The 12,567-nt window shown below is 56.8% G+C and carries 14 protein-coding genes and 1 pseudogene; 8 read left to right on the top strand and 7 right to left on the bottom strand.

Going from position 1 to position 12,567, the window contains the following annotated elements; genetic code table 11:
- Window positions 1-2: 2 nt before the first annotated feature.
- The gene (locus tag CW742_RS01490) at window positions 3-1,037 is read right to left on the bottom strand and encodes a serpin family protein (protein WP_292415674.1); all 1,035 of its coding nucleotides are present in this window, start codon (window positions 1,035-1,037) and stop codon (window positions 3-5) included.
- 147 nt (window positions 1,038-1,184) lie between these two features.
- Here CW742_RS01490 and CW742_RS01485 point away from each other — a divergent pair, with 147 nt between their 5' ends.
- From CW742_RS01485 to CW742_RS01475, 3 genes are all read left to right on the top strand, one after another.
- On the top strand, window positions 1,185-1,388 hold the full coding sequence (locus tag CW742_RS01485) for a hypothetical protein (RefSeq protein ID WP_292415673.1): 204 nt from the start codon (window positions 1,185-1,187) through the stop codon (window positions 1,386-1,388).
- Between the two features lie 5 nt (window positions 1,389-1,393).
- On the top strand, window positions 1,394-2,797 hold the full coding sequence (locus tag CW742_RS01480; RefSeq protein ID WP_292415672.1) for an MFS transporter: 1,404 nt from the start codon (window positions 1,394-1,396) through the stop codon (window positions 2,795-2,797).
- 133 nt (window positions 2,798-2,930) lie between these two features.
- Entirely contained in the window at window positions 2,931-3,119 is a 189-nt protein-coding gene (locus CW742_RS01475; protein ID WP_292415671.1) for a DUF2769 domain-containing protein, read from the top strand.
- 100 nt (window positions 3,120-3,219) lie between these two features.
- Here the strand turns inward: CW742_RS01475 and lon are convergent, their stop codons facing one another.
- The 3 genes from lon to CW742_RS01460 form a co-directional block, all read right to left on the bottom strand.
- Complete coding sequence (gene lon, locus CW742_RS01470; protein WP_394339450.1) at window positions 3,220-5,619, bottom strand: endopeptidase La; 2,400 nt, start codon at window positions 5,617-5,619, stop codon at window positions 3,220-3,222.
- Between the two features lie 40 nt (window positions 5,620-5,659).
- A complete protein-coding gene (locus CW742_RS01465) occupies window positions 5,660-6,079 on the bottom strand; it encodes a MarR family winged helix-turn-helix transcriptional regulator (RefSeq protein ID WP_292415669.1) in 420 nt (139 codons plus the stop codon).
- A gap of 94 nt (window positions 6,080-6,173) precedes the next feature.
- Window positions 6,174-6,572: a pyridoxamine 5'-phosphate oxidase family protein gene (locus tag CW742_RS01460; RefSeq protein WP_292415667.1), complete on the bottom strand. Its 399-nt coding sequence runs from the start codon at window positions 6,570-6,572 to the stop codon at window positions 6,174-6,176.
- 194 nt (window positions 6,573-6,766) lie between these two features.
- On the opposite strand from CW742_RS01460, the gene CW742_RS01455 reads away from it, so the two are divergent.
- Both CW742_RS01455 and CW742_RS01450 read left to right on the top strand, forming a co-directional pair.
- Window positions 6,767-7,012, top strand: coding sequence for a DUF2769 domain-containing protein (locus CW742_RS01455; RefSeq protein WP_292415664.1), 246 nt, complete (start codon window positions 6,767-6,769; stop codon window positions 7,010-7,012).
- Between the two features lie 676 nt (window positions 7,013-7,688).
- Window positions 7,689-7,877: a hypothetical protein gene (locus CW742_RS01450; RefSeq protein ID WP_292415662.1), complete on the top strand. Its 189-nt coding sequence runs from the start codon at window positions 7,689-7,691 to the stop codon at window positions 7,875-7,877.
- 66 nt (window positions 7,878-7,943) lie between these two features.
- On the opposite strand, the gene CW742_RS01445 is transcribed toward CW742_RS01450, so the two are convergent.
- Both CW742_RS01445 and CW742_RS01440 read right to left on the bottom strand, forming a co-directional pair.
- On the bottom strand, window positions 7,944-8,411 hold the full coding sequence (locus tag CW742_RS01445) for a Holliday junction resolvase-like protein (RefSeq protein WP_292415660.1): 468 nt from the start codon (window positions 8,409-8,411) through the stop codon (window positions 7,944-7,946).
- 120 nt (window positions 8,412-8,531) lie between these two features.
- A complete protein-coding gene (locus tag CW742_RS01440; protein WP_292415659.1) occupies window positions 8,532-10,040 on the bottom strand; it encodes a response regulator in 1,509 nt (502 codons plus the stop codon).
- Between the two features lie 113 nt (window positions 10,041-10,153).
- Here CW742_RS01440 and CW742_RS01435 point away from each other — a divergent pair, with 113 nt between their 5' ends.
- A complete protein-coding gene (locus CW742_RS01435) occupies window positions 10,154-10,936 on the top strand; it encodes a hypothetical protein (RefSeq protein WP_292415657.1) in 783 nt (260 codons plus the stop codon).
- Window positions 10,937-10,982: 46 nt separating this feature from the next.
- Here CW742_RS01435 and CW742_RS01430 read toward each other — a convergent pair whose 3' ends face one another.
- Window positions 10,983-11,414: a nuclear transport factor 2 family protein gene (locus CW742_RS01430; protein ID WP_292415655.1), complete on the bottom strand. Its 432-nt coding sequence runs from the start codon at window positions 11,412-11,414 to the stop codon at window positions 10,983-10,985.
- A gap of 327 nt (window positions 11,415-11,741) precedes the next feature.
- Here CW742_RS01430 and CW742_RS01425 point away from each other — a divergent pair, with 327 nt between their 5' ends.
- Both CW742_RS01425 and CW742_RS01420 read left to right on the top strand, forming a co-directional pair.
- Window positions 11,742-12,191 (top strand): peptidase domain-containing protein, encoded by a 450-nt coding sequence (locus tag CW742_RS01425; RefSeq protein ID WP_292415653.1) that lies wholly within the window; start codon window positions 11,742-11,744, stop codon window positions 12,189-12,191.
- A gap of 46 nt (window positions 12,192-12,237) precedes the next feature.
- Window positions 12,238-12,567 (top strand): annotated as a pseudogene (locus CW742_RS01420) (hypothetical protein); the annotation flags it as partial.

Below are 12,567 nucleotides of genomic sequence, written 5' to 3'. Positions count from 1 at the left end.
TTTCAGATTTGGATAAGGGCCAGCGTATTCCCGGTCTCGACGCGGAATTTCGGGATGTACACCTCTTCCGTCCGGTGCTGTGCGCTCTGTTTGAGTGCTGAAAGGTTGCTCTCAGAAAGGGCAGCTTCTGCAGGGCTGAGGTCATTTCCTTTCGGCAGCAGGACGGCCATGGACAGCGATTTTCCTGTTTTCTGGAAATACGGGAGTTCGATGTACTGGAGATCGGCGGTTTCAGCATACCAGTATTTCGCGTCTTCTCCCCTGTCCTGCATCATCCTGACTTTTATGACCTGTCCTGAAGAGGTGGTGAAATCCGCATCTCCTGTGAGATTCGCATCGAACTGCCGGGCCCAGGTTCCCTTAAAGTAGATCGCGTTCGTTATAACGAGGCGGGTCAGGGGAGTGATGCTTCCCTGTGGAAGGAGGTCGCGGATCTTCTTCTCGGTCTTTTCCTCAACCCAGTTGTTGATGGTTGACCGTGATTCCTCCGGAGCCCTTGAAAAGTCCAGGTTCGTGGTTTCAGCGGAATAGTACTGGCGGGCAGTCCCGGTAAAGGACGGGAGGAACGCATAGGTCTTCTCTGCCCAGAGCGCATTTGCGGTCCGGAGTGTGTAGTCGGCACTGGCATTGTTGAGTCTTGCGTTCAGACCGGCAAACCCGGTGCGACGGGTAACGGGGTCCTTTGGGAGGTGGAGAACGGAAAAGATCTCATCTGCGGTCTTCCCGTTTGCCCCTTCACCGGTTATCGCAAGGGCGGTTGACAGGGAGAACGGGGAATAAAAGAGGTTCCTGTTGGCAGTATCCGGTAGCACGGCAAGGGCCGGGTAGAGGTCAAAGGCAAACAGGTTGTTTGCTTTGGCAACCGACCCGGCATCACCCGGCGTCCCGGTAGCGCCGGGTGATGGCGAAGGGGTGACGATGGAGGTCTCCCCCGGGGATGAGACCGGGTAACCGGCAGGGCCGGTACAGCCTGCCACGAGGAGAGTTGCAATGATGAGGGATATGCGGATCCCTGCGGAGAGGAATTCTTTTTTCATACTTCCGGTTTTATCTGTTGGGGAAATATACGTGGCGATGAGTGCGGTTATTTTCGCAGTCTCCCGTTTCCTACCATAATCCATGGGCTGGCCATGCAAAAGACCACAAAGACTCATGTATCTGACATGCAAAACCGGAGTATAGCCATGGCCGAAGAAAAGAAGTGTGCACGATGCGGGAAGGACGCGATTGGCGTTGAGTCCTTTGGGTGTTGCACTGCGTATGTCTGCCATGACCATGCCTCATCTCTCCTTCTTGAACTTGCCCCCGGTACGAGCCTTTCCTCGGGAGAATGTTACCTTGAGCGGTTTTCTCCCTCAAGGGAAGCGACGGATCCCGGGAGCGGGTGATCCTCTTGCCGTTACCGGTCCAGTCCAAGGGAATCACGCCTTCCCGCTCCCTGCGCTATACTGTGCTCTTCATCGCGCTGCTGGCCGGTTTCATCACGCCCTTTGACGGCTCGGCAGTCAACATCGCGCTCCCGTCCATCAGTGACGAGTTCCACATGGACGCGGTCTCGCTCTCATGGATCTCGACCGCGTATCTCCTCGCTGCAGCCATCTTCCTTGTCCCGTTCGGGAGGATTGCAGACATCTATGGCAGGAAGCGGGTCTTTTTGTACGGCATCGCGGTATTTACCATTGCCTCGCTTCTCGTAACGATGGTCCCGACCACGGCCCTGCTCATCCTGGCACGGACACTCCAGGGGTTCGGTGGCGCCCTCATCTATGGTACCAGCATCGCCATCCTCACCTCGGTCTTTCCCCCGCATGAACGCGGGAAGGCGCTGGGGATCTATGTCACGGCAGTTTTTGTCGGACTCATGGCCGGGCCCCTGCTCGGCGGACTCCTCACCGATTACTTCGGCTGGCGGAGCATCTTTTTTGTCAACATCCCCCTTGGGATCATCGCCTGTCTCCTTATTGTAACGAAACTTGACGGCGAATGGGCGGAGTGCGCGGGGGAGTCCTTTGACCTCACCGGGTCGGTACTGTATGCGCTCTCCCTCATTGCCCTGATGTACGGGTTCTCGGAAGTGCCGGGCACGGCGGGTTTTGTCCTCATCCCCGCCGGCCTGGTCCTCGGGGCAGTCTTTGTCTGGTACGAGACGCGGACGCCGTCTCCGGTCCTTGACATGCACCTTTTTTCCACAAACCGGGTCTTCATCTTCTCGAACCTCGCCGCACTGATCAATTACAGCGCAACCTATGCCGTGACCTTTCTCTTAAGTCTCGATCTCCAGTACACCAAGGGCTTCTCCCCGGAATTAGCCGGGCTTGTTTTGATCATCCAGCCGGCAGCGATGGCGCTGGTCTCTCCCGTGGCCGGCAGGCTTTCCGATCGCATCGATCCGCAGATCGTTGCATCGTCCGGGATGGGGCTCGGTGCCATCGGGCTCTTCCTGCTCAGTTTCCTGTCCGAATCAACGCCCCTCTGGTATATTGTCATCTGCCTCATTATCTTCGGCGCAGGCCTCGGCCTCTTCTCGTCCCCGAACATCAACGCCATCATGAGCGCTGTCGAAAAACGGCAGTATGGCGTTGCGTCCGGCATGAACGGCACCATGCGGGTCATCGGACAGATGCTCTCCATGGGGATTGCGATGATGCTCTTTGCGCTCGTTCTCGGGCGCGTGGAGATCACACCGGAGTTCTATTCGCAGTTCCTCACGAGCCTCCGGTATGCCTTTTACCTCTTTACCGCACTCTCTGTTCTTGGGATCGGTGCCTCGCTGATGCGGGCAAAGAAGCCGGCATGATGGGGCGGAGGGGGGCCTCATGTTCCTGGACCCGGTGGGAGAAACCTCTTATCCCGGATCGCACTATCCATCCATTATGATGAAACCTGACACAACAAAGGTGGAGGACTCCCCTCTGAATGAACAGATCTGCATGAAGTACTGCGGCGCCTGCCCAAGTTACCGACAGAACTTGCTGGACAAGTACCAACCCGTCGCGCTCTTCTGTTCCCGCGGGACATCGGGCGCACCCCACAGGAAAGAAGCAGGATGCTTCTGTCCTGCCTGCGAGCTCTTCGCCCGGCACAGCCTGGTCATCGGGCACTTCTGCCAGCAGCAGTAACCGGCCCTGGTACGGGGGGCCGTTTTTTAAAAAACAGGAGAACGGAGGTCTCTTGTGAGAGTGCCCACGCGCTCTCAAGAGAAAAAGGGTAAGGGTACGTTCAGGTATTCTGGACCGGGACTGCGCTGTTTGCGGGATGCCGGCCCAGGGAACGAGAGAGGGTGATGCCGAGCGCTTCATGGAGCACGTCCTCGACCGAGTCCACCGGCACGAACGCGAGATCCGCCCGCACGTCTTCCGGCACGTCCTCCAGGTCGCGGAGGTTCTCCCGCGGGAGGATCACTTTTTTTATCCCCGCACGGTGGGCTGCGAGCACCTTCTCCTTGATCCCGCCCACCGGAAGGACTGCCCCGGAAAGCGTGATCTCCCCGGTCATGGCAAGTTCTGGATCAGCCGTCTTTCCGGTGATGAGCGACGCGAGCGCGGTAAAGAGCGTGACTCCCGCTGACGGGCCGTCCTTGGGCGTTGCACCGGAGGGCACGTGGATGTGGATGTCGCTTGTCATGAAGTCGAATCCTGTCTGCTGCCCGGCAAGCCGGGACCGGATCAGGGAGAGCGAGATGGTCGCCGACTCCTTCATTACGTCCCCCAGCTGGCCGGTGAGCGTGAGCTTTCCGGTGCCCGGCATGAACGTCTCCTCGATAAAGAGGATCTCGCCCCCGACCGGAGTCCAGGCAAGCCCCGTGACAACGCCCGGGACCGGTTCTTTCCGGATTACCTCCTGGCGGATCAGCTCCTTTCCCAGGACCTCCCCCAGGTTCTCCACCGTTATCACAAAGGGCTTCTCTGTCACCCCTTCAACGATCTTTTCCGACACATAGCGTGCTGCTTTCGCCAGCTGCTTCCGGAGCCAGCGGACACCGGCCTCCCGGGTATACTTGTCGATGATCATTTTCAGGGCGTCGTCATCGAACCGGAGGGTATCGGCATCGAGGCCGTGCTCGGCAAGCACTGCCGGGATAAGATGGTCCTTTGCAATCGCGAACTTCTCGTTCTTGGTGTATCCCGAGATGGGGATCAGTTCCATCCGGTCGAGGAGCGGTGCCGGGATGGTTGCCAGGGTGTTGGCCGTTGCGATGAAGAGCACATCCGAGAGGTCGTAGGGGACCTCGAGGTAGTGGTCCGAGAAGGTGCTGTTCTGCTCCGGGTCAAGGACTTCGAGGAGTGCACTGGCCGGGTCGCCCGCATAGGATGAGGCCAGCTTGTCGATCTCGTCCAGGACAAAGACCGGGTTCCGTGTCCCGGCCTTCCGGATGCCCTGGATGATCCTGCCCGGCAGCGCCCCGACATAGGTACGGCGGTGGCCCCGGATCTCGGCCTCATCCCGCACGCCGCCAAGGCTGATCCGGACGTACTTCCGGCCCAGCGCCTCGGCAATGCTCTTCCCAAGGCTCGTCTTGCCGGTACCGGGCGGTCCGGAGAAGAGGAGGATGGACCCCTGCTTCTCTTTCTTGAGTTTCATGACTGCGAGGTGCTGGATGATCCGCTCCTTCACCTTCTCCAGGCCGTTGTGGTGGCTCTCCAGGACCTTCCGTGCCTCTTTGATGTCAATGCTCTTCTTCTCCTCTGTAGTCCAGGGAAGGTCGAGCAACAGATCGAGCCAGTTCCGGATCACGGAACTCTCATGGTTCTGCGGCCCGCCCGTCTCAAGTTTTCTGACCTCTGAAAGTGCCTTCTTTTGTACGTCCTCCGGCATCTTCGACTGCACGATGCGCTCGCGGTACCCGCTGTCTGCAGCCGGGCCGTCCTCTTCGCCCAGCTCCTCACGGATCACCCGCATCTGCTCGCGGAGCATGGCCTCGCGGTTGGATTTGCCGACCCGGTCGGAGACCTTCTTTGCCATCTCCATCCGGATCGCGATCGTGTCCCGTGTCCGGATCAGGAGTTCGAGGAACGTGATGTACCGCTGGCGGACTGACGAGATCTCGAGAAGCGCCTGCTTCTCCTCAACACTGACCGGGAGGAAGGGCATGACGAAGCCCAGTACCTGGTCGATCGAGTCCATGCTGTCGATCGGCCGCGTGAACTGCTCGGATCCCGAGAACCGGCTGCTCGTCTCGTGGATGGTGAGCTTGATGTCGGTGAGGATCCGCTCCTGCAACTCTTTCTCGATGTCCTGTTCATCCGGCAGGGACCGGTAGGTGGTATAAAACCGCCCCTCCCGTTCTGTTATCGCAAGAGCGGTCACCCTCTCCACGACCTCTGCGCAGATGATATAGCCATCGTCGGATGGCTCTACGTGCACCACCTCCAGCAGGTTTCCGGTCTTATACAGGGACCCGGCAGTCAGTTCGGATGCCCTGACACCGCTCCTGACGGTGAGTGCCACCGCATGGGCGGCACCGGTTGCTCCTTCTGCTTTCAGGAGTAAGTCTCCGGTTGTCCTGTCCACCCCGAATTTTGTCTGTGTCTGGGGGTAGACGACCAGCTCGAAGAGCGGTATCACCAGCGTCTCTTCAGGTGCATCTGTTGTTGTCGTTTGCATTGTTTCCTCAATCATTTAGTTCGAATTTACCTAACTTTTCTTCCGGCGAAAAAAATTACCGGACTTTCCGCAGGATCCTGACAAGCAGATCCCGTTCCTGGTCATCGAGCGCATCCAGCATCCGTTCAGCAACCCGAAGAAGGGCCGCCTGTTCGGCCCTGGCGATCATCCGGCCCTTGTCCGTGAGCCGGATATACTGGATCCGGCGGTCATCGGGACACGGCTCGCGGTACACGCAGTCCATCCGGACGCAGCGGTTGATCATCTCGGTCACCGTGGGCTTTGACGTCCCGGTGAGCTCGGCGAGCCTGCTGAACGTGACCTCGCCCTGTTCATTGATCACTTTCAGGTACGCGATCTGCTTTACGGTCATATCGGAGAGGCCGCATTCGGAGAAGACAGAGCAGGAACATTCGTTCTTGATCTTCAGCAGCCCGCCTAATGCTTCGAACAGCTGCTCCTCTGTCTCGTCCATGCTCCGATCGAAATTAGTTAGGGTGTGCCTAATAATAAAGATGGTGATCCGGGACAGGATCTCAACCATGCCCGGCGGAGGGATATAAAAAAAATCAGAGGATCTTTTTGCCGGCATCAGCCCCGGGCTTGATGCTGAAGACACCGGTCACTTTCAGGACAACCGCGGACTTGGGTTTCAGCTGGGGTCGGAGCTCCTTCATCCAGGCAACATCGTCTGAAAAGACCTTGTCGTCCGTGTGGATGGTCACGGTCCCTTTCACCTGGAATCCTCCCTTGTCCCCCCACCAGGTGACCGCCGCGTTCGGGTTCTCTTTCATGTTCGCTAATGTCTTGTTGAAGAACTGGTCGGAGATGAGGAGCGTTGCATCGTCAAGGAGCTTGAATGCCCCCACCGGCACCGCGTTGGGGATCCCGTTCTTTGACGCCGTTGCAAAAAAGACAATCTTTGTCCCTTCAAGGGACTCCGTAACCTCGCTGTTGAGTGCAACCATGATCATTTCATCCTGCAGGATAACTTCACGGCAATGGCACATAGGTGTTTCCTTCCGCACGACGCAGGATCGCTCCATGCAGAATAAGCCCCGTACACATTGCACCGGGCGAGGACTTGTCCCTGTACTGCATGATGGATGACGGGAGAAAAAACAAAAAGATCTAATATCCTTGGATTCCCACCTTTTCCATCATGTTTGAATCCAGCAAACCCGTCATCGAGGATACCGAAGAGAACCGGAAGATCTGCAGGAACTACTGCACGCGGTGCCCGAATGCCAAGCACCACTGCCTGGACAAGTACCAGCCCACCGAGCTCTTCTGTGCCCGTGGTCCCTCGTCAGCAACAGACATGAAGATGATGGGATGCTTCTGTCAGGCCTGCGAGATCTACATAAAGAACCACCTCCGCGGCGGGTTCTTCTGCGTGCGGCGATAATCCCCCTTTTTTAATAAGACCTGTTTTTACCGGAACCGATCCGGTATCTGGGGAACCTGCAGGGTTATGGCTGCAGGGTTTACGTCTCCCCTCAGAGCATCAGGAATACTGCGACAAGCAGAAGTATGCCAAGCGCGATGAGAAGCAGACGGAACCACAGCCGTTCAGAGAGTGGAACAATCTCGGTCAGGTCCCAGGGGCGGGAACGCAAAATCTCCGATCTTCCCAGCAACCAGTTCCACAGGGAGGTCATGGCGCACGACCCGGCAGGTGCTGTCCTGCCTGCACCTTCCGCCCGGGGAATTGTATCTCAGGCCGGCAGGGGAAAAAAGATCTCAGGATACCCGGGGGTATCATATCCATCGCTGGAAAAACGCAGGGAACCCTGGAACATAACCTCATACGGGCAACCATGTGGTACCTGTCTCAATGGCGGTTGATCTGTTGAAACTATGTATTCAGGACCAGTTTTTGAGATCCCGGCCCATCATTGTATTTACTCCGGGTACCTATAGGTATACACTCATTATCGGTTTTGACACCCGCGATCCGTGCAGGACTAAAAGAGATCCCCTGCCCGCTCTGTACTCCGCAAGACCTTTTCTGATAACCGTTCCGGACATTCCCCGATAATGCGGGAACCAGAGAGAATACTCATCTTTGTTACCTCAAGACTATGGCAATCCAGAAACCGTATCCCGAGATACGGGGCACCCGCACCGGTTATGTGATCCGGTTCACCTGCCCCGCATGTGCAGCCGAAAGCATCATCGTCAACAACTCGCCCCGCGATCATTTCAAGAAGTCCCGGGTCGCCTCCTGCCGTCATTGCCGGACACGCCTGAACATCATGACCCCGGCATAAGCCGGAATGAGAGGTCCGACTTTCCGGTTTTTCCGGTGAACATCCATCCTCTCCCCTCACAATTTTTTAGTCAGATCCGACATCCTCGTTTTGTATCGTTACCGTCTTCCAGCTGACCCTGCCCCCCTCGACAGCCCTCCGGACCAGCGACTCCCCGCGGGTCAGCTTCCCTTTCCCCTGTTTCACTTCAACCAGCACAACGCTGACCTCCCCACAATCCCCGTCTTTTGCGGTTGAGTACCCGTCAAAGACAATGAAATCGACCGGGCTCCCGATGAAACGGGCATCCGCAGCAGAGTAGGGAAATCCCGGGAGGTACGGAGCCATCTGTTCCGCGATCTTTCCTTTCAGGGTTGAGCGCGAACGGTTGACGGAGTCCTTCCGGATCGCCTCTGTGCATTCCTGCTTCCAGCGTTCGAGATCGTTTCTTGCCCGCTCCTCGAATATGCCGACCCGGGCACGAAAGAAGAGGTACGCAACCACGATGCCGGAGAGGAACGCGGCAACTGCGATGAGGATTTCGGACAAGAGCATAAATTCTCCCCTCTGTGTCTGCCACGCGGGAGATATAGGTGAGGCACGGGGCGTGAAAATGAACGGAGCGGGAAAAAGCAGGAAAAACCGTAATTTTAGTGTTGTATAGGGGTAACTGTATCAGGTGCCGGAACGGGAGGATGCCAAAGATCCCTTCCGGTAGGCTTCTTTTGGCACAATAATCTCGAAACGGGCACCTTTCTGGTATTCTCCGGTTTCACGAATAATAATGCCGGTGATATCAAGGATTTCCCGGGCAAGGAAGAGGCCAAGGCCGGTGTTCCTGCCAAATCCCTTCTCGAAAATATGTTCCTTGTCTCCGGCAGGGATGCCGGCGCCGTCATCTTCGCAGGTGATGTGAAGTTCGCTTTCCTCTTCCCGGACAGAGAACGTCATGGTCGTTACGTGTTCCCCGTGCCGGATGGCATTGTCGATGAAGGTCTCGATCACTTTCTCGAAGAGCGGGTCGGTGAAGATCTCAAAGCCCGGATCCGAGACCTGTATCGTGAGGTCCGGAGCATAATTCACCTCTGCCACATAGCGGATGATGGCAGCCGGGTCCTGCCAGACCGGCAACCGGATACCGATCTCCTGGTAATCGCGCATGAACTCGACCTGGCGGTTGATGGTTGCAACGATCGCGGTGCACTGCACAACATAGTCCTTCCTCATCGTGTCGGGCCCACCCTCGCTGATCAGGGTAAGAAAACAGGAGAGGGAGGTCAGTTTATTGAGGATATCGTGCCGGGTGATGCTGTTGAGGATCCCCAGTTTTTTTATGACCTGCTGCATTGCCTGCCCGGCATTTTTCTGTTCGGAGATGTCGACAAGGATGCCCCGGATCCCCGTGCAGCGGCCATTTTCGATTACCCGTGTCGTGTACACAAGGAGCGGGAACCGTGTGCCGTCCCGCAGCATAGCGGTATACTCTGTCCCGGTTGTTTTGCCCCCGCCGGCAATCCTGCCGATGCCCTGCCTTACCCGGTCCCGGTCCTCCGGAACAATATGGTTGAACAGGTTGAGCCCGCGTTTCAGGTCTTCTTTGGTATATCCGAAGAATTGCAGGCTGTTCTCATTCACCAGGGTCAGGTTCCCGGCAAGGTCACACTCAAAAACGATCTCCGGAAGGAGGGAGATGAACTCATGGTACTTCCGCTCGCTTGCAGCGAGAGCTTCATTTACCTGCTTCAGGTCCTCTGTCTGCTGCCGGACCCAGCCCTCCAGACGGGCATGTTCCTTCCGGTACTCCCGGTCCAGTTCCGCCTTATAGAGTGCAATCTCGATTACGGTCTGGAGCTCGCGTTCCGTGAACGGTTTGATGATATACCCGTAGGGCCGGGTGATCGTGGCCTCCCTTACAATATCCGGCTCCGAGTGAGCCGTAAGATAGATGATCGGTACGGCATGGTTCCGGAGGATCTTCACCGCTGCCTCGATACCGGTCATCTTGCCTGCCAGGTGGATGTCCATCAGGATGAGATCCGGGTGCAGTGCGTCTGCGGCTGCAATTGCCTTTTCACCTGTAGTGACGATATCCGCTACCTGGTACCCGAGATTTTTCAGGATATTCGACAGGTCAAGTGCCGACACCGCCTCGTCTTCGACAATGAGAATGGACTTCTTTTCCATGGGATTGCGATAGAGATGTATGCCGATGTACTACTTTGTCCTTTTGCGGGCCGGATTAAGACCCGTGGGATAAAACCACAATGATTATTTTGTCTTGGCTGGTGACGGTATTTATGGCCGGGCAGACCGGGATCCGCGACGGCATCGTCTATGCCATGATTGCAGCGGCAACGTATTTTTTCTTTCAGTCCGCGATCGTCATCATCCACGAGCATATCCACAGCACGACGGCTTTTCTCCTGGGAAGGATGCAGGATCCGCTCGCGATCGTCTGGGGCAATCCGCTGACGCTGGACGGCTGGGATGAGGGTGTCTCGTATTCCGATCTGTTCAATGCCGGGCTTGGTGCCGATGCAGCGGTCATCGCGGTCATGCCGCTCGTTTTCCACGCGGTTGTAGTCATTGCCGGCCTCTGGCTTCTTCTCTCGCCGTTCCTGGTCCGGAGGAAGTGGGCGTTCCATCTTGTCTTCTGGTTCATCATCGTAAACCTGATGGAGCTCATTGCCTATATGCCCCTGCGGGCGTTTGCCAGTAATGGCGACATCGGGAATATCAACCACGGGCTTGGTCTCTCCCCGTGGGTGTTGTTCTTCCCGGGGACACTTCTCATTCTTCTTTTCCTGGGAATCCTTTTCTTCCGTATCCTCCCCCGGGCAAATGTGATCATTGCCGGTGATTCCCGGCCGGTCCGGTATGCCCTCCTCTTCCTTGCCGCGTTCTTTGTCTTTGACTGGCGCAGTATCTTCCGCGTCATTCTCCTGCCACCGTCATCAGCAGGATGGGAGATCGGTGCTATTGCGCTGATCGCGTGCGTTCTTGTCATCCTCCTCTGCCGGCCCGGTCTCACATGGATACGCCGTGCCGAAGAACACGTACAGGGAAAACCAGGAGGATGATCCCGGTTTTGCCGCGGGAAAAAAGATGACTGGTCTTTTTGGAGCCTTACGCGCCGGGGAATGACTGGCCTGTTGACTGGCCGCCAAACGGCAGCGAGAAGTGGAGCTGTACAATTACCAACCGGCTCCCGGTGTTTTTCAGCACCATCGTTGACCGTCCAAAGAGGGTATGCTTTGCCGACCCACCGATAGAGAAGGTCATCGTACTCTTAGAAGTTACCCAGGCAACCCTGCCATCGCCGAAGATCTGCCGGTCCGAGAACTCGACCGCATGCACGTCGGCCTGGCTCATGTCACGCCGGATCTGGCGGAGAAGGCCTGCATGATCCCGGATCACCTCGTCGGCCCCGCTGCCAAACCCGCTGATCTCGGGGGAGAAGATCGCTGAGAATGCCTGGATGTCTTTCTTCCGGTACGCCAAGGCGTACTGCTCCATGGTGGCAATAATTTCCGCTTCCTGTGCTTTGGTAATGGTCATAGGATCTAGTTGTCTCCCCTGCTCGCTTAAAATCATTACGGGCTATGCGGACTAACTGACGTTTCACTGCCCCCCGTGTTTATCTTACCATGGATGGGATTGGGGGCAACAACTCTTGCGTGGGGACGACTGATGGCAACCGCCTGTGAAAGAACCGGCAGGGTATTCTCCATCAGGGAATCCCTGCAGGCAGGGGGATTGCACGTTCTCTCCATTTCCTGCGCTCCCGTGCACGTTCTCCTCAATTTGGGCTCCGGAGCAGGAAAGCGAAAGGTACTCGGTGATAAAAGGTATATACCCCCTTCCCGTACGCTCTCCCGTGATACCATGAAGGTTCACTGGATAGCAATCCTGATTGTGCTTGGTGCAGCACTTCTCGCACCAGCGGTATCGGCTAAGATTATCGAAGAAAAGGACGGGTACGTTGTCTCGACCATTGACGAGGACACCCGGGTTGCAGGGTTTGCACTCCGGTCTGTGTCCACAATCACGCAGGGACAAAGAGACTATTATTCAACGTATGTTCCTTCGGGTAAGACGTCCTTTTCGCATTACCTCTCCTGGGGATCCGTCGCCAACTCACTGGCACTCACGATAGAGACGCCGTCCGGGATTCTCGGCACGTATTATGATTCTTCCGATGGTTTTACGGATGGGCGCATCAACCTGAAAATTTCCCGTGCCGGGGGTCTTGCACCCGGGAGCTGGCCATCCTCCGTATACGGTCACGTGGTGAGCGGGACTGAAACCTATTCGTACCAGACATCGCTCAGTTGAGATAAAATAACAAGAATTTAATGGATTTGTGGCAGATTACCGGGATATGATACTCTGCCGGGGCAGCCTGCACACCGTTCTGTTCGCGCTTGGCTGCCTCCTGCTCATCCTCTATCCCGCGGGAGCCCTGCCGGGAGATTACATTGTCGAGCCACTCCCGCCCGGCGCGGAGATGGGTATGCCGGCAGATACCGTGAAGGTTGAACCTCCGGTGCCGGCAACACCGCTCGATCAGTTCTGGCTGTATGCTCTCAACAACTTCCCGGACCTTCTCACGCTTCTCGAGATCCTCCTCCTCATCAAGCTCGGCCTGTACCTGGGGTACCGGAAGCTGCAGAAGAAGAACGTTCTTGAGAATTCATCGAGGAGTGTGATC

The organism is Methanoregula sp., from assembly GCF_002835825.1.
GTDB lineage: Archaea > Halobacteriota > Methanomicrobia > Methanomicrobiales > Methanospirillaceae > Methanoregula.
The sequence above is the reverse complement of the archived record's forward strand: the minus strand, read 5'-3'. Positions and strand labels throughout refer to the sequence as shown.